Origin of the sequence: Serratia sp. 1D1416, from assembly GCF_003641105.1 — a bacterium.
Classification (GTDB): domain Bacteria; phylum Pseudomonadota; class Gammaproteobacteria; order Enterobacterales; family Enterobacteriaceae; genus Serratia; species Serratia ficaria.
Genome location: NZ_CP032738.1, coordinates 2,360,601 through 2,377,380 on the forward strand (window position 1 = coordinate 2,360,601; position 16,780 = coordinate 2,377,380).

13 protein-coding genes are annotated in these 16,780 nt (G+C 59.5%); 12 read left to right on the forward strand and 1 reads right to left on the reverse strand.

Annotated elements, in window-relative coordinates:
* Window positions 1-137: 137 nt before the first annotated feature.
* Window positions 138-1,130, forward strand: a complete 993-nt coding sequence (gene nlpD / locus D7I37_RS11110; protein ID WP_061795033.1) for a murein hydrolase activator NlpD — start codon at window positions 138-140, stop codon at window positions 1,128-1,130.
* A gap of 53 nt (window positions 1,131-1,183) precedes the next feature.
* Entirely contained in the window at window positions 1,184-2,182 is a 999-nt protein-coding gene (gene rpoS, locus D7I37_RS11115; RefSeq protein WP_061795034.1) for an RNA polymerase sigma factor RpoS, read from the forward strand.
* 77 nt (window positions 2,183-2,259) lie between these two features.
* Here the strand turns inward: rpoS and mutS are convergent, their stop codons facing one another.
* Entirely contained in the window at window positions 2,260-4,821 is a 2,562-nt protein-coding gene (mutS, locus tag D7I37_RS11120; RefSeq protein WP_129543681.1) for a DNA mismatch repair protein MutS, read from the reverse strand.
* Window positions 4,822-4,918: 97 nt separating this feature from the next.
* Here mutS and D7I37_RS11125 point away from each other — a divergent pair, with 97 nt between their 5' ends.
* The 10 genes from D7I37_RS11125 (at window position 4,919) to D7I37_RS11170 (ending at window position 16,779) form a co-directional block, all read left to right on the forward strand.
* On the forward strand, window positions 4,919-5,200 hold the full coding sequence (locus D7I37_RS11125) for a hypothetical protein (RefSeq protein ID WP_129543682.1): 282 nt from the start codon (window positions 4,919-4,921) through the stop codon (window positions 5,198-5,200).
* Window positions 5,201-5,748: 548 nt separating this feature from the next.
* The gene (locus tag D7I37_RS11130) at window positions 5,749-8,283 is read left to right on the forward strand and encodes a DUF2169 domain-containing protein (RefSeq protein ID WP_061795036.1); all 2,535 of its coding nucleotides are present in this window, start codon (window positions 5,749-5,751) and stop codon (window positions 8,281-8,283) included.
* Window positions 8,280-9,350, forward strand: a complete 1,071-nt coding sequence (locus tag D7I37_RS11135) for a pentapeptide repeat-containing protein (protein ID WP_061795037.1) — start codon at window positions 8,280-8,282, stop codon at window positions 9,348-9,350. Before D7I37_RS11130 ends, D7I37_RS11135 begins: the two co-directional genes overlap by 4 nt.
* Before the next feature lie 11 nt (window positions 9,351-9,361).
* Entirely contained in the window at window positions 9,362-9,967 is a 606-nt protein-coding gene (locus D7I37_RS11140; RefSeq protein WP_129543683.1) for a DUF3540 domain-containing protein, read from the forward strand.
* Between the two features lie 10 nt (window positions 9,968-9,977).
* The gene (locus D7I37_RS11145) at window positions 9,978-10,370 is read left to right on the forward strand and encodes a DUF4150 domain-containing protein (protein WP_061795039.1); all 393 of its coding nucleotides are present in this window, start codon (window positions 9,978-9,980) and stop codon (window positions 10,368-10,370) included.
* 42 nt (window positions 10,371-10,412) lie between these two features.
* Window positions 10,413-12,722: a type VI secretion system Vgr family protein gene (locus D7I37_RS11150; protein ID WP_061795040.1), complete on the forward strand. Its 2,310-nt coding sequence runs from the start codon at window positions 10,413-10,415 to the stop codon at window positions 12,720-12,722.
* Between the two features lie 11 nt (window positions 12,723-12,733).
* Window positions 12,734-13,057, forward strand: coding sequence for a hypothetical protein (locus D7I37_RS11155; RefSeq protein WP_061795041.1), 324 nt, complete (start codon window positions 12,734-12,736; stop codon window positions 13,055-13,057).
* Between the two features lie 601 nt (window positions 13,058-13,658).
* Window positions 13,659-13,976 (forward strand): PTS sugar transporter subunit IIB, encoded by a 318-nt coding sequence (locus D7I37_RS11160; RefSeq protein ID WP_004932561.1) that lies wholly within the window; start codon window positions 13,659-13,661, stop codon window positions 13,974-13,976.
* A 10-nt stretch (window positions 13,977-13,986) separates the two neighbouring features.
* Window positions 13,987-15,348 (forward strand): PTS N,N'-diacetylchitobiose transporter subunit IIC, encoded by a 1,362-nt coding sequence (gene chbC, locus D7I37_RS11165; protein ID WP_129543684.1) that lies wholly within the window; start codon window positions 13,987-13,989, stop codon window positions 15,346-15,348.
* Window positions 15,349-15,393: 45 nt separating this feature from the next.
* Window positions 15,394-16,779, forward strand: a complete 1,386-nt coding sequence (locus D7I37_RS11170; RefSeq protein ID WP_061795043.1) for a glycoside hydrolase family 1 protein — start codon at window positions 15,394-15,396, stop codon at window positions 16,777-16,779.
* The last annotated feature ends 1 nt before the right edge of the window (window position 16,780 follow it).

Here is a 16,780-nt window from a genome sequence, read left to right on the forward strand (position 1 = left end):
CGTTCAGGGATCGGCCGGGGGCGCCTTTTCATCGCGGAAACTGAGAGAGCGGTAAAAGCTCAGCTACGATGTAAAGGGAATTTTGGATATATCGCTGATATTGCTGTCATGGGGGAAGCATGAGCACGGGAAGCCCAATGATTACTTTACGCCGGGTTGCGGTGTGTACGATGGTAAGTTTGTGGTTGGCGGGTTGTACGAATGATGCGTCGACATCAGCCCCTATCAGTAGCGTGGGCGGTGGCGGTGGGGCCGCTGCATCCGGCAATGCCGGCGCGCAGCAGGGCAGCCCTGAGGGCCGCATCGTCTACAACCGCAGTTACGAGTCGATCCCCAAAGGGAGCTATAACGGCAACACCTATACGGTAAAACGCGGCGACACGCTGTTTTACATCGCCTGGATCACCGGCAATGATTTCCGCGATCTGGCGCAGCGCAACAATATTCCCGAGCCTTACAGCCTGAATGTTGGCCAAAGCATTCAACTTGGTAATGGGTCTGCCAATGGAAACGGCGGCATGCTGGCGGCAACCGACGCCACCAAAGGGGGCGTTCCTCAGCCGCCGTCCAGCACCCAGATACAAACGGCAACGGTTGATTCTCCATCAACTAACGCGTATTCTGATAATTCGGGTAAACAGAATGTAGGTAAGATGTTACCTGCAGCAGGAACCGCAGCGGTTGGGACCGCGGCAGCGCCTGTTACCGCCCCGGCAGCGGCTCCGCCAGTGAGCAGCACCGTCAGCAACAGCGCTCCGGTAAGTGCCTGGAGATGGCCGACTGACGGCAAGATTATCGATAACTTTTCCTCATCAGAAGGTGGGAACAAGGGGGTCGATATCGCCGGTTCCCGTGGGCAGTCTATCTTCGCTACCGCCGATGGCCGCGTAGTGTATGCAGGCAACGCCTTACGGGGTTACGGTAATCTAATCATCATCAAACACAATGATGATTACCTGAGCGCCTACGCTCACAACGACACAATGCTGGTCCGGGAACAACAAGAAGTGAAGGCGGGTCAAAAAATAGCCACCATGGGTAGCACCGGAACCAGTTCAGTACGTTTGCATTTTGAAATTCGTTACAAGGGGAAATCCGTAAACCCGCTGCGTTATCTTCCGCAGCGATAGATTGGGCAGAATACGCTGTATTCTGCTCGCGGTATCACGGGTAGGAGCAGCTTATGAGCCAAAATACGCTGAAAGTTAACGAGTTACATGATGATGCGGACTTCGACGAGAATGGAACTGAAGCTGAGTCGTTCGACGAAAAAGCGCTGGTAGAAGAAGAGACCAGCGAGAATGATTTAGCGGAAGAAGAGCTGTTGTCTCAAGGCGTTACCCAACGCGTATTGGATGCGACGCAGCTCTATCTGGGTGAGATCGGTTATTCGCCCCTGCTTACCGCAGAAGAAGAAGTCTATTTTGCGCGGCGTGCTCTGCGCGGTGACGTGCCGTCCCGCCGCCGCATGATCGAAAGCAACCTGCGGCTGGTGGTGAAAATCGCCCGCCGCTACAGCAACCGCGGCCTGGCGCTGCTGGATCTGATTGAAGAGGGCAACCTCGGCCTGATCCGCGCAGTGGAAAAGTTTGACCCGGAACGCGGTTTCCGTTTCTCCACCTACGCAACCTGGTGGATCCGCCAGACGATTGAACGGGCGATTATGAATCAAACCCGTACCATTCGATTGCCGATCCATATCGTCAAAGAACTGAATGTCTATCTGCGCACCGCGCGCGAGCTTTCTCACAAACTGGATCATGAACCGAGCGCTGAAGAGATTGCCGAGCAACTCGACAAGCCGGTTGATGACGTCAGCCGCATGTTGCGCCTGAATGAGCGCATTACCTCGGTCGACACCCCGCTGGGCGGCGATTCTGAGAAAGCGCTGCTGGATATTCTGGCCGACGAGAAAGACAACGGGCCTGAAGACACCACGCAAGACGATGATATGAAACAAAGCATCGTCAAGTGGCTGTTTGAACTGAACGCCAAGCAGCGTGAAGTGTTGGCGCGCCGTTTCGGCCTGTTGGGCTACGAAGCGGCGACGTTGGAAGACGTGGGCCGGGAGATAGGCCTGACGCGTGAACGCGTCCGTCAGATTCAGGTAGAAGGTTTGCGCCGCCTGCGCGAAATTCTGCAGATGCAGGGCCTGAGCATCGAGGCGCTGTTCCGCGAGTAACGTCGGCGATTTGACCGCATCAAATAAAAACGGTGAGCATTGCTCACCGTTTTTTTATGCCTGACATTCACGGCCCGCTACAGCATGTTCTTCAGCCGATAGATCCATTCCAGCGCCTGACGCGGCGACAGGGAGTCCGGATCCAGCGTCTCCAGCGCTTCTACCGCCGGTGAAGTTTCCTCATTCAGCAGCGTCATCTGGGTCGCGTCGACGGTGCCGGCGGCGGTGTGATTGGAGAGCGACTCCAATTCCCGCAGCTTTTGGCGCGCGCGTTTGATCACGTCGCGCGGCACGCCGGCCAGCGCGGCGACCGCCAGGCCATAGCTTTTGCTCGCCGCGCCGTCCTGGACGCTGTGCATAAAGGCGATGGTGTCGCCGTGCTCCAACGCATCCAGATGCACGTTGACCACGCCTTCCATTTTCTCCGGCAGGGTGGTCAGCTCGAAGTAGTGGGTGGCGAACAGCGTCATGGCCTTGATGCGGCTGGCCAGGTTTTCAGCGCAGGCCCAGGCCAGCGACAAACCGTCGTAGGTGGAGGTGCCGCGGCCGATTTCGTCCATCAACACCAGGCTGTGCTCGGTGGCGTTGTGCAGGATATTGGCGGTCTCGGTCATTTCCACCATAAAGGTGGAGCGGCCGGAGGCCAGGTCGTCCGCCGCGCCGACGCGGGTAAAGATGCGGTCTACCGGGCCGATGCTGGCCTTGGCGGCCGGCACGTAGCTGCCGATGTGCGCCATCAGCACAATCAAGGCCGTTTGGCGCATATAGGTGCTCTTGCCGCCCATGTTTGGGCCGGTGATGATCAGCATGCGGCGCTGCGGCGACAGCGACAGCGGGTTGGAGATGAAGGGTTCGCTCAGCACCTGTTCCACCACCGGGTGGCGGCCTTCGGCGATGCGGATGCCCGGCTGCTCGCTCATGGTCGGACAGGCGTAATTCAGGGTGTCGGCGCGCTCGGCCAGGTTGGCCAGCACGTCCAGTTCGGCCAGGGCGGCGGCGCTTTGCTGCAGCTCCGCCAGGTGCGGCAGCAGCAGATCAAACAGCTCGTCGTACAGGCCTTTTTCGATCGCCAGCGCTTTGCCTTTGGAGGTCAGAACCTTGTCTTCATACTCTTTCAGCTCGGGAATAATATAACGCTCGGCGTTTTTCAGCGTTTGGCGGCGAACGTAGTGAATCGGCACCAGATGGCTCTGGCCGCGGCTGACCTGAATATAGTAGCCGTGCACGCCGTTGAAGCCGACCTTCAGGGTATCCAGCCCCAGCTTTTCGCGTTCGCGGATTTCCAGCCGATCCAGATAGTCGCTGGCGCCGTCCGCCAGCGCGCGCCATTCGTCCAGCTCGCTGTTGTAGCCTGGGGCGATGACGCCGCCGTCACGTACCAGCACCGGCGGGGCTTCGACCACCGCGCGCTCCAGCAGATCCAGCAGCTCGTCAAATTGGCCGACCTGAGACAGCAAATGCTGCACGTGCGGCGTTTGCACGTTTTGCAGCAGCTGCCTTATGTCCGGCAACTGCTGGAAGGCGTGGCGCATGCGCGCCAGATCGCGCGGGCGAGCGGTGCGCAACGCCAGGCGCGCCAGAATGCGTTCCTGATCGCCCACCTGGCGCAGCGAAGGCTGCAGGTCGCCATACAGATCCTGCAGCGCGCCTATCGCCTGCTGGCGATCGTTCAGCACCTTGATATCGCGGGTCGGCATGTGCAGCCAGCGTTTCAGCATGCGGCTGCCCATCGGCGTTACGGTGCGGTCGAGGATCGCCGCCAGGGTATTTTCACTGCCGCCGGACAGGCTTTGGGTGAGTTCCAGGTTGCGGCGGGTGGCGGCGTCCATGATGATGCCGTCCTGCTGCCGTTCCATGGTGATGCCGCGAATATGCGGCAGCGAGGTGCGTTGGGTATCCTTGACGTACTGCAGCAGGCAGCCGGCGGCGCGCAGCGCCTGATGCGATTGCTCTACGCCGAACCCGGTCAGATCGCGGGTGCCGAACTGCAGGTTGAGCTGCTGGCGCGCGGTCTCGAGCTCAAACTCCCACAGCGGCCGGCGGCGCAGGCCGTGGCGCTGTTCGATCAGCGCCATCTGTTCGAAGGTTTCCGGATAGAGCAGTTCGGCCGGGTTGGTGCGCTGCAGCTCGGCGGCCATGGTTTCAACATCCTGCGGCTCGGCGACGCGGAAGCGGCCGGAGCTGACGTCCAGCGTGGCGTAGCCGAAGCCGCGCGCATCCTGCCAGATCGCCGCCAGCAGATTGTCCTGGCGCTCCTGCAGCAGCGCTTCATCGGTAATGGTGCCGGGGGTGACGATGCGCACCACCTTGCGTTCGACCGGCCCCTTGCTGGTGGCCGGATCGCCGATCTGTTCGCAGAGGGCGACGGATTCGCCGAGCTGCACCAGCTTGGCCAGGTAGTTTTCCACCGCATGATGGGGCACGCCGGCCATCGGTATCGGTTCACCCGCCGAGGCGCCGCGCTTGGTCAACGAGATATCCAGCAGTTGGGACGCGCGTTTGGCGTCGTCATAAAACAGCTCGTAGAAGTCGCCCATGCGGTAAAACAGCAGGATTTCGGGGTGCTGCGCCTTGAGGCGCAGGTACTGCTGCATCATCGGCGTGTGGCTGGTGAAATCCTTGTCAATAGACTCTTTCATATTGATTTTACTCGTTCTATAAGTCTTTTGTGTACTCAGGCGGCCCCGCCGGCCCCCTGCAAAAGGGATCCGCTTAGGGTGGCCCGCCTGTGGGCGAATGCATGAAAATGCGCTCAATCGGCCGATGGCCCTCAACAGGCGCTCCACCGATTCAATTCAGACAGAAAACCGTATCTTATCACCGACAACCGCAGCGATTCATCCGTCGGTTGCGGTGGCGGCGTTCAGTGATGCCGAGTCCGCAAGCGTCATCATCAGGAAAACGTTCTGCCGAGGTTATCAGATCGGCGGCGAGCGATGCGTCCGATTTTTTCAGTATTCGCCAGGCACGCGATGCGCGCCGCAATTCTGCCCGGGGGGCAACCAGAAGGAAGCGTAATACAACCCGGCGGAAAGCCCATCGGCCAGCGCTGAAGGTGATGCGGATCACAGAGACGAATTGGGGAGAAAGCTCGGGGCGGCGCCGCTTTAATTTCTGCTGGTAACCATTTTATTTCTCTTGTAGTCTCACTGACGAATGATTTTTATACAAGGAAAGGTTAGGGCAATTGATATGTTTCACCGGCTCAGGGCGATCCGACGGGCAGATCTTGTTCGGTAGCGCGGAGCAGAGAAACGTAACGGGGCGGATAGAATACCAACCATGGCTACACATCAAAATCCCGTTTTTAGGCCAGGCGCAGCGGATTGGGCGAATCATCAAAGCTTCATTAAGCGCATGCATACTTGGTTGAATACATAGAGGATTGTGTCAATTCATTCGGTTGGTTGTGATTAAACAGGCTAAATGGATGCGCGGTGCGCGCCGGCGATACTGTTGTAACTGATTGATTTTTTTATAGGCATATTGCTGAAAAACACACAGCAGAAAGTATGTTTATGCACACAGTCATGTACTTATCAACGGTTTGCCAAAGGACGCATTACATGAAGCTTATCAAGCCCCTGCGTCTGAGCGTATTGAATCGACCTTTACGCTTGCAGGGTAAGAACCATCTTGGCGTTTCGGTGATAGCGCTGCTGGATATGGGCGCCTCTCCGCAGCTGCGCCCGGAAGTTGAGCTGTGGCAGCTGGCCGCGGCGGAGCTGCAAACCAGCGGCGGCGTGATTGATCTGGCGGTGCCCAAAGCGCGGGCGGAGTTCCTGGCGACGGGCAATGCATATACGCGCCACCAGAGCGAAAAAAACGCCTGCGCGGTGCGCATCGAGGTGGAGCAGCTCGGCAAAACCCTGTTGGCCTTCGGCGATCGCTTCTGGTCCGGTTCTCATCCTACCCCCCCACGTAATTTCGAGGCGATGCGCCTTGACTGGAGCCGCGCTTTTGGCGGCCCGGGCCACGAAGAGAACCCGCACGGCATCGGCACCCTTGAAGAACAGCATGACGGCGTGGCATATCGCCGCCTGCCGAATATAGAAGCGCCGCAGGCGCGCATCGCCTCCCCGCGCCAACAGCCGGATCCGGCGAGCTTCGGACCGCTGGACATCGCCTGGCCGCGCCGCTTTAAACGCATGGGCAAAGCCTACGATGCCGACTGGCTGAAGAACGACTTTCCCGGCCTTGCCCGCGACGCCGACTGGCGCGTATTCAATGCCGCCAGCCCGGATCAATGGTGGCCCGAACAGGATTCGCTGCCGCCCGAAGCCGAGTGGCGCATCTGGAACATGCACCCGGAGAAACCGCTGCAGACGGGCAAGCTGCCGCCGTGGCGGGCGCGCTGCTTTATCAATCGTCAACGCGGCGACGAGACGCTGTTTGAGGAGATAGCGCTGCGCGCCACCACCGTCTGGTTTTTCCCGCATCTGGAACAGATGATGCTGATTTGGCAGGGCCATTGCCGCATCAATGAAGATGATGCGGCGGACGTGCTGCAGCTGATGCCGGCGTTGGAAAAAAACGGCGCCGGGCGCTCGGTTAACCATTATCGGAAAGTGCTGGCGCAGCGCCTGGATAAAGAGAAAGGGGCGCTGTTCGCCTTCCGGGAAAAGGATCTGGTGCCGGAAGAGGCTATCGGCCCCTGGATTGACAGCGACATTCAGCATAACGAAAGCCCGATGCGCAACAATATGCAAAATCGGGTCGATCAACTGCGCGAGCAGCATCGCGCGCGGCTTGAAGAAAACGGCACGGACGTTGATGACCTGCTGGCGGGCACGCTCCCGCAGAGCATGCCGAGCCTGGACGAGCTGCCGGAGTTTATCGAGCGAATGGAGCGTCAGGCCGAAGAGATGCAGGCGCAGGCCGAAGCGCGTCGGGCCGAAGTGGAAGCCCGACAGGGCGCCATGGCAGACTCTCGCCCGCGCGGGCCGGAGTCGATGCATCGCATGCAGGAGATGTTGCATCGGCACGCGGACGGCATGACGGCCAAGAAGCTGGCGCAAAGCCGCGAGTCGCTGCATAACCTGTATCTGATGGCGGTTCAGCACCAGCCGCCGGCGATACGCATGACCGGCGATATCGCGCAGATCATTCGCCAGCGCGCCGCGAGCGCGATGGCGAAGGGGGGCGATTTCAGCGAGCTGGATTTCACCGGCGCGGATCTCTCCGGCATGGATTTTAGCGGCGCCAACTTCCGTAAAACGTTGTTGGAAAACGCCGATCTCCGCGGCTGCCGGCTGGACGGCGCCGACTTCAGCGAGGCGGTGCTGGCGCGCGCCGATTTGCGCGACGCTTCGCTGCGCGAGTGCAACCTGACCAAAGCCAGCCTGGCGCTGGCGCAGTGCCGGCAGAGCGATTTCAGCGGCGCCAACCTGACCGAAACCCAGCTGGAAGACGCGCTGTTCGACGCGTGCGATTTCAGCAGCGCCACGTTGAAAACGCTGTTGTTGCGGCAGGTGGGCATTAGCCACTGCCGGTTCCAGGGCGCGGAGCTGGAAGGCTGCATCTTCATGGAGTTGACGTTGCCGCGGCTCGACTTCAGCGCGGCCCGGCTGCATAAAACGGTATTCAATCAGTGTGAATTGCCCGCCGCAATCTTCAACGGCGCGCGGCTGGAGAGCTGCAATTGGGTGGAAAGCCGGCTGCCGCAGGCTCGGTTTAACGGCGCCACGCTGCTGACCTGCGCCGCCGTGATGGGCAGCGACCTGAGCGGTGCGGATTTTAGCGAGGCGACGTTAAAAGAGAGCAACCTGCGGCAGGCGTTATTGAGCGGCGCGAATTTTACCTTGGCGAAGCTGGAAAACAGCGACCTCAGCGAAGCCGACTGCCAGCGGGCGAACTTCACCCGCGCCAATCTGGTCGGCAGCCTGTTTGTGCGCACCGATTTTCGGCAGGCCAATTTGACCGGCGCCAACCTGATGGGCGCGCTGATGCAGAAGTCCCTGCTTGGCGGCGCCGATTTTAGCCACGCCAACCTGTTCCGCGCCGATCTGTCGCAATCCTTCACCAATACGCAGACGCGGCTGGATAACGCCTTCACCCAGCGGGTGAAAACGCTGCCGAAACGCGATGGAGATCTGGTATGACGGCCCCGCGCGCGGCGCAGCTGCAGCAGAAAATCAAAAGCGGCGAGATGATCGCCGGGTGCGATCTCGACGGCCTCGATCTGCAAGGGTGCGACCTCTCCGGCGGCATCTTTCAGGAGGTGTCGTTGAACGGCGCGAACCTGCGGGCGGCCAATCTGCATGAAACGGTGTTCAATGAGTGCCAACTGCAGGGCGCGACCCTGAGCGGCGCGCAGCTGCAGCAGAGCGTGTTCAACGACTGCGACATGTCGGCGATCGGCGCCGGCGACAGCCTGATGGCGCAGTGCATCTTTAATCGGTGCGAGCTTGGCGACGGCGATTTTTCCCGCAGCAAGCTCGACGCCACGCAATTCATGCGCAGCCCGCTGCAGGGCAGCCGCTTCAGCCAGTCCACGCTGGAACGCACCACCTTCTTTGAGTGCCCGTTGGATGCGGCGCTGCTGGATCAGTGCAGCTGCCTGCTGACCACCTTTTTCAATATCGATCTGCGCGCCACCCGGTTGGAGCGCAGCCAATTCGACCGGGCGGTGTTTTTTAACTGCGATCAGCGCGGCAAGAACTATGCCCAGCAGCGCTTCAGCGGCTGTCAGTTCACCGACAACCAGCTTGATGAGGTGAACTTCAACGGGGCGCAGCTGACGCAGTGCAATTTCAAGGGCGCTTCGCTGAAAAAAGCCCAGCTGCGCAAGGTCAACGCCAGCCAGGCGCTGTTTATGAGCGCGGACCTCACCGGCGCCAGCTGCCAGGGCAGCCTGTTCGATCAGGCATTGTTTATCGGCGCCACGTTAGAGCAGGCTGATTTTAGCCGCAGCCGCCTGTTCCAGAGCATTTTGCAGCAGGTGAGGGCGGCGGGCGGCAGCTTTGCCATGAGCGACCTGACCTACAGCGACTTTTCCGGCGCCGACCTGCGCCGGGCCGATTTCCGCAGCGCTACATTTTCCCGCACCCGGTTCCACCGGGCGCAGCAGGAGGGCGCCCAGTTTTCCGACCGTCGGGGCATCCTTGAATACGATGAAGAGCTGCTGGCCGCCGAGGCCTGGAGCATTCAGCATCAGAGTCGCCGTTAAGGAGAGAGAAGATGAACAATATCCATCACCAGTTGACGCAGAGCGCGGCGCCGCCGTTACAGAGCGCAGGGATTGTCACTCACTGCTTTGCCAACGGCAGCCTGAGCGTGGAGAGCGAAGGGCGCGGCTGGCATTGTCAACGCGCCGCCAGCTGCGTTATCGCGCCGCAGCCGGGCGATCGCGTGTTGATCGCCGGCGTCGATCATCAGGTATGGCTGCTGGCGGTGCTGGAGCGCGCCAACCCGGAAGCGGCGGAGTTGAGCGTGCCGGGGGACCTGCACATTCGCAGCGACGGCGAACTCAGCCTCAGCAGTGCAGCCCTGCGCGTCAGCGCCGGCCAGGGCGATTGCCACATCGGCGAAATGCAGTACAGCGGCGACAAGCTTTCCGCCTGGGTGAGCCTGTCGCGCATTGTGGGCAAACAGGCGGAGTCGGTGTGGCAGACCATCACTCAGGTGAGCCACAACCTGTTGCGCACCACGCGCCAGACTGAACAGGTCCGCGCCGGCCAGCTGGATATGAAGGCGGAAGACTATGCCCGCCTGCATGCGCAAAATACCGTTATCACGTCGAAGGCGATTACGAAAGTGGACGCCGAACAGATCCATATGGGCTGAGGAGGCCGCGATGTTTGCCAACTGTCAACTGATGGGCATGGATTTGGCGTTTCCCGATGTTTGCCTGACGCCGATGCCGACGCCAACCCCGATACCCTATCCGGATATCGCGCTTGGGCCAACGGCGGTGCCGAATGCGCTGAATATTCTGTTTATGGGCATGCCCGCGCATAACATGGCCACGGTGACGCCGCTGACCAACGGGGATAACCCGGGCGTCGCCACGGGGGTGGCCTCGGGCACGGTGATGGGGCCGTCACGCCATCTCACCGGCGCCTTTACCGTGCTGGTGAAGGGCACGCCGGCGACGCGCCTGACCAGCGTCAGCCTGCAGAATTCAACCAATACCCTGGGGATGCGCGCGGTGCCCAGCCAGTTCAAAGTCCTGATGCTGGCTCCCTGAGCGGCGCACGACATAATGCAATCTTAGTTCGGGGGAGAAGCCATGTTAAACCGTATCACGGTAACCACGCCGGCGGGCGAGGGAACACTGAAATTCTGGAAGCTGGAGGGAACGGAGGCGGTATCGCGCTCGTTCGAGCTGAGCGTGACGCTGCTCAGCACCGACGCCCGTCTCGATCGGCGGGCCATGCTGGGGCAGCCGATTACCCTGACGATCCCCACCCAGGGATTGTTGGCCGCCCCGCGCCATCTCAACGGTAAAATCACCTCGGTCAACGTGCACAGCGCCGACATTAACGGCGAGCGCTACGCGGTTTATACGCTGACCATGGAGTCGGATCTGTGGCCGCTGAAGCGGGACCGCAACCAGCGCATTTTCCAGAACCAGAGCGTGCCGGACATCTTGAAAACGGTGCTTGGCGAGTACGGCGTGCAGCTGGAGAGCAAGCTCACCGGCAGCTATCGCAGCTGGGAATATTGCGTGCAATACCAGGAGAGCAGCTACGACTTTATTTCGCGCCTGATGGAGCTGGAGGGGATCTACTTCTTCTTCCGCCACCAGGCGGATCAACATACGCTGGTGCTGTATGACGGGCCCCAGCAGCATCAGCCGTTCAGCGGTTATGAAGGCATCCCTTACCACGCCACCCCTTCCGGCGGCAGCACCGGTGAAGAGGGGATCGGCCAGTGGGCGATATCCGAGCGGGTGACGCCGGGGATCTACAGCATCGACGACTATGATTTCCGCAAGCCTAACGCCTGGCTGTTCCAGGCGCGGCAGAATCCGACCTCCCCCTCGCCGGGCCAGATTGATTACTACGACTGGCCCGGGCACTTTGTGGAGCACAGCCACGGCGAATTTTACGCTCGGGTGCGCCAGGAGGAGTGGCAGGCGGAGCATCAACGCATCGACGCCACCGCCACCGCGCTGGGCATCGTGCCGGGCTGCACCTTTACGCTGCTCAATCCGCCGTTTGTCAGCGACGGCGGGGAATACCTGGTCCTGAGCGCGCGCTACGCGCTGCAGGAGAACAGCTACGCCAGCGGCGGAGAAGATGCCGTGCACCGCATCGATTTCGTGGTGATCCCGGCCAGCACGCCGTTCCGTTCCGCGCAGCGCACGCCATGGCCGCGCACCCACGGCCCGCAGACCGCGCGGGTGGTGGGGCCGCAGGGGGAATCCATCTGGACCGATAAATACGGCCGGGTGAAGGTGAAGTTCCATTGGGATCGCTTGGCGAAAGGCGATGAAACCAGCTCCAGCTGGGTGCGCGTTTCCAGCGCCTGGGCCGGGCAGGGCTTTGGCGGCGTGCAGATCCCGCGCGTCGGGGATGAGGTGGTGATCGACTTCATCAACGGCGACCCGGATCGCCCGATGGTCACCGGCCGGGTGTACAACGAAGCCAGCATGCCGCCGTGGACGCTGCCGGCCGGCGCGACCATGATGGGCTTTATGACGCGCTCCAAAGACGGCCACAGCGACAATTCCAGCCATCTGTTCTTTGAAGATAAAGCCGGCTCGGAGATGGTGCAGCTGCACGCCGAAAAAGACATGAATATCTCGGTGGAGAACGATAAAACGGTGGCGGTGGACGGCAACCGCACCACTACGATCCAAAAAGAGCAGAAGGATGAGGTGTTCGGCAACGCCACCTTCCTGTTCCACGGCACGCGCACCACCACGGTCGACAAGCCGGAAACCAAGACCTTTAAAGACGGCGAGAAGGTCACCATCACCAACGGGCGAACATCGGATATTACCAGCGGCGGGGAAACGGTGAAGGTGAAGGGAAAACGCTACGCCGAGACGATCGGAGAAGAGGAACACCACGTTTCGGAAAAGGTGACCCGCAAATATGGCGCCGGGATGGATGCTTTCCTCACCGGGGATCGCTATGACAAAGTGGACGGGAATCGTCATAATGTCGTCACCCAGGACGTCAAAGACGAACTTCAGGGAAACCTGACTCAAACCGTGACCAAGAACGTGGATACTGATATTCAGGGCACCTGGACCCAGAAGGTCAAAGGTGGCGTATCTATCACCTCGCCGAAAATGATCACCATCGACAGTGCGGAAAAGGTGAGCATCAAGACGCCGCATGCTTTTGAATACAAAGATCACAAAGAGACCGCTTCGATGTTTTCTTTTGATTTCACCGCGGCGAAAGTCGTTACGGAAGGATTTTCGATGAGCGTAACGGCTGGAGGGAAAATAGGCTTGACCAATATGAAGTTCGATAAAACGGCCTTTGATCTTGCAACCAGCGAAGGGCGGGCGTCATTTGCCAGCGCTCTGGCGCAGTATGGACAAATGATGGCATCGGTCTATGGTATGACAATGTTTATGTGAGGGACGCATCGATGAAGTTTGCGATCATTATTTCCATTATTCTTTTTGCCGGCGCCATCGCCTATATTGCCTATCTTTTCCAACGCGACCATAAGATCCAGTCGCAGGGGCGGGACGTGCAGGCGCGGGTGGAGGAGGTTCGCTACCTCAGCGCCAATGATAACGGCACCACCAACATAAAATACCGGCTGTCATGGCATGAAAACGGCGTCACCAAGCAGGTTGAAGGCAAAGAGACCATCCCCGCCTTTTACTCCTCGAAGGTGCAGAAAGGCTGCGAGGTGGATATCAAGTACCTGGACGATGATCATATCCAGTTTGTGTTTGATAAATAAGAATAAGGCGAGGCTCCCCGGGTAACGGGATAACGCCGCATTTTGCCCCGCCATAACGGCTCTTTGCAGGTTCCCGGTCAGCCCGGCGATCGGCGGAGAGCCGTTTTCATATCGGCGCCGCGCGCCGCCACCCCGCAGGCGATCCGCTTGAAATCGTCCCCCGCATCGGCCTCTTTCCTTCTGGGCGCATTCGCCGCTCGCGATGACATCGCCTAATCAAGGGCGCACTATTGTTAAACATTCCTTGGCTGATGGCCGCGTATCAAGCGCATTTAACCCATAAATATACTATGTGTTTTTAACGTGTTGTTTATAATTGTAATTTCTCTATTTCTGTTGATTGTTTTTGATTTTAATAGGGCATTTGAGAGCTGGGTCACACTATTTTTTTATGTGAATTGTGAAGAGGGTCAATCCGGCAGGTCAAGGATAGACGATTCCAGTGGCCGATGGCTTACCGGTCCGCTGCCGCGCCTCCGTATACTGGCGGTAACCAGGGCAACGTAACGGAAATTTCATAAGGAATGTGCGTGAGGCAATCGTGATTGCATCTGGCATACAAATGACATGGGGTTTTTTTGATTATCTTGAGGTGCTTGGTATGGAAAAGAAAAAAATCTATCTGTTTTGTTCTGCCGGTATGTCCACTTCCCTGCTGGTTTCAAAAATGAAAGCGCAGGCCGAGAAATACGAAGTGCCGGTGATCATCGCCGCCTATCCGGAGGCGCTGGCCGCGGAAAAAGGGGTTGAGGCGGATTTAATCCTGCTGGGGCCGCAGATAGCCTATACGTTGCCGGAAGTGCAAAAACAGTTGCCGAACAAGCCCGTTGAAGTGATTGATCCTCTTCTGTACGGCAAGGTCGATGGCCTGGGCGTGCTGAAGGCGGCGGTTGCCGCCATCAAGAAAGCCAACCAGTAAGGGGGCCGCCGTGAATACCTTAATTGCCTCGCTTGAGAAGGTGATACTGCCTTTTGCCGTCAAAATCGGCAAGCAGCCCCACGTCAACGCCATCAAAAACGGCTTTATCCGCTTGATGCCGCTGACGCTGACCGGCGCGATGTTCGTGTTGATCAACAACGTGTTTCTGAGTTTTGGCGAAGGCTCCTTCTTCTTTTCGTTGGGGGTGCGCCTCGACGCTTCCACCATTGAAACGCTGAACGGGCTGAAGAGCATCGGCGGCAGCGTCTACAACGGTACGCTGGGCATTATGTCGCTGATGACGCCGTTCTTTATCGGCATGGCGCTGGCGGAAGAGCGCAAGGTCGATCCGCTGGCGGCCGCGCTGCTGGCGGTGGCGGCTTTCATGACCGTGACGCCGTTCAGCGTGGGTGAAGCCTATGCGGTCGGCGCCAACTGGCTGGGCGGCGCCAACATTATCTCCGGTATGGTGATCGGCCTGGCGGTCGCCGAGATGTTCACCTTTATCGTGCGGCGCAACTGGGTGATCAGCTTGCCGGACAGCGTGCCGGCCTCGGTCTCGCGCTCGTTCTCGGCGCTGATCCCCGGCTTTGTCATCCTCTCCATTATGGGGGTGATCGCCTACTGCCTGCAGCTGTGGGGCACCAACTTCCACCAGATCATCATGGACAGCATCTCGGCGCCGCTGGCGAAGATGGGCAGCGTGGTGGGCTGGGTGTACGTGATGTTCTCCTCGCTGCTGTGGTTCTTCGGGGTGCACGGCTCGATGGCGCTGGCGGCGCTGGACAGCGGCATCATGACGCCGTTCGCGCTGGAAAACGTCGAGCTGTACAACAAGTACGGTTCGGTCGAGGCCGCGGTGGCCGCCGGCAAAGAGTTCCACATGTGGGCCAAGCCGTTCGTCGATTCCTATATTTATCTGGGCGGCATCGGTTCGACGCTGGGGCTGATCATCGCCATCTTCATCGCCTCGCGCCGGGAAGACTATCGCCAGGTGGCCAAGCTGGCTACGCCGTCGGGCATCTTCCAGATCAACGAACCCATTCTGTTCGGCCTGCCGGTGATCATGAACCCGGTGATGTTTATCCCGTTCATTCTGGTGCAGCCGGTATTGACCATCATCACCACGCTGGCGTACTACACCGGGCTGATCCCGCCGATCACCAATATCGCTCCCTGGACCATGCCGGTCGGGCTTGGCGCGTTCTTCAACACCAACGGCAGCATCGTCGCCATGTTGCTGAGCTTCTTCAACCTGGCGGTGGCCACCGTGATTTACCTGCCGTTCGTGATGATCTCCAACAAGGCGCAGAGCCAGATCGATGAGGCGACCGAAAGCGAAGAAGACATCGCCAGGGCGCTGAAATTCTAACTGTCAGCGCGGGGCGACGCTGCCGCCCCGCTTGAGGATGCGTGGATGAATTATCAATTTGCCGATGATTTTTGGTGGGGAAGCGCCACTTCCGCGCCGCAGTCTGAAGGCGCGGCCGCACGGGGCGGCAAGAGCCGCAACGTCTTCGACTACTGGTACGAGACAGCTCCCGAGCGATTTCATCGCCGGGTGGGGCCCGCCGAAACCTCGACTTTTTATGATCGTTTCCGCGACGACATCGGTTTGTTGAAAACCCTGGGCCACAACAGCTTCAGAACCTCCCTCTCCTGGTCCCGACTGATCCCGGACGGCGACGGCGAGGTAAATCCGCAGGCGGTGGCTTTTTACAATCAGCTGATCGACGGCCTGCTGGCGCAGGGCATTGCTCCCTTTATCAACCTCTATCATTTCGATATGCCCTGGTGCATGCAGCAACGAGGCGGTTGGGAAAGCCGGGAGGTGGTCGAGGCCTATGGCCGCTATGCCGGGATCTGTTTCCGCCTGTTCGGCGATCGGGTGACTCACTGGTTTACCTTCAACGAACCGATCGTGCCGGTTGAAGCCGGTTACCTCAACGACCTGCACTATCCCTGCGTGGTGGATTTCAAACGGGCGGTGACGGTGGCTTACCACAGCCTGCTGGCGCACGCGCTGGCGGTCAGCCATTACCGGGCGCTGGGGCTGCCGGGGACGATCGGGATTATTCTGAACCTGAGCCCGACCTACCCGCGCTCGGACTCGAAGGAAGATCGGCAGGCCGCGCACCATGCCGATCTGCTGCTCAACAAAAGCTTCCTCGATCCGGTTACCAAAGGGCGCTATCCGGCGGCGCTGCTGGCACTGCTGGAACGGCACGGGCTGCTGCCGCACTGCCAACCGCAGGACGCGCAGCTGATCGCCGCCGGCACGGTGGATCTGCTGGGCGTCAATTACTATCAGCCGCGCAGGGTCATGGCGAAAGAGGGCTATCGGCCTGAGGATCCGGTCGCGCTGCCGGAAGATCTGTTCAGTTACTACGAGATGCCGGGCCGCAAAATCAACCCGCACCGCGGCTGGGAAATTTATGAAAAGGGGCTGTACGACATTCTGATGGATTTGAAAGAGAACTACGGCAATGTGCCCTGTTATATTTCGGAGAACGGCATGGGGGTCGAGGGGGAAGAGGCCTTCATCGGCGCCGATGGCCGGGTGGCGGACGATTATCGCATCGATTTCATCCGCGATCATTTGCAATGGCTGCACCGGGCGTTGCAAGAAGGTTCGAACTGCAAAGGCTACCATTTATGGACCTTTATCGATTGCTGGTCCTGGCTGAACGCCTACAAGAATCGCTATGGGCTGGTGCGGCTGGAGCTGGCGAGCCAGCGGCGCACCATCAAAAAGAGCGGTTACTGGTTCGCCGAGACGGCCAGGCAAAACGGTTTTGATTAAC

What these genes read in the sequence shown, in the direction of transcription:
- nlpD (WP_061795033.1), top strand. Translation starts at nt 138, where the DNA reads ATGATTACTTTACGCCGGGTTGCGGTGTGTACGATGGTAAGTTTGTGG.
- rpoS (WP_061795034.1), top strand. Translation starts at nt 1,184, where the DNA reads ATGAGCCAAAATACGCTGAAAGTTAACGAGTTACATGATGATGCGGAC.
- mutS (WP_129543681.1), bottom strand. Translation starts at nt 4,821, where the DNA reads ATGAAAGAGTCTATTGACAAGGATTTCACCAGCCACACGCCGATGATG.
- D7I37_RS11125 (WP_129543682.1), top strand. Translation starts at nt 4,919, where the DNA reads ATGCATGAAAATGCGCTCAATCGGCCGATGGCCCTCAACAGGCGCTCC.
- D7I37_RS11130 (WP_061795036.1), top strand. Translation starts at nt 5,749, where the DNA reads ATGAAGCTTATCAAGCCCCTGCGTCTGAGCGTATTGAATCGACCTTTA.
- D7I37_RS11135 (WP_061795037.1), top strand. Translation starts at nt 8,280, where the DNA reads ATGACGGCCCCGCGCGCGGCGCAGCTGCAGCAGAAAATCAAAAGCGGC.
- D7I37_RS11140 (WP_129543683.1), top strand. Translation starts at nt 9,362, where the DNA reads ATGAACAATATCCATCACCAGTTGACGCAGAGCGCGGCGCCGCCGTTA.
- D7I37_RS11145 (WP_061795039.1), top strand. Translation starts at nt 9,978, where the DNA reads ATGTTTGCCAACTGTCAACTGATGGGCATGGATTTGGCGTTTCCCGAT.
- D7I37_RS11150 (WP_061795040.1), top strand. Translation starts at nt 10,413, where the DNA reads ATGTTAAACCGTATCACGGTAACCACGCCGGCGGGCGAGGGAACACTG.
- D7I37_RS11155 (WP_061795041.1), top strand. Translation starts at nt 12,734, where the DNA reads ATGAAGTTTGCGATCATTATTTCCATTATTCTTTTTGCCGGCGCCATC.
- D7I37_RS11160 (WP_004932561.1), top strand. Translation starts at nt 13,659, where the DNA reads ATGGAAAAGAAAAAAATCTATCTGTTTTGTTCTGCCGGTATGTCCACT.
- D7I37_RS11170 (WP_061795043.1), top strand. Translation starts at nt 15,394, where the DNA reads ATGAATTATCAATTTGCCGATGATTTTTGGTGGGGAAGCGCCACTTCC.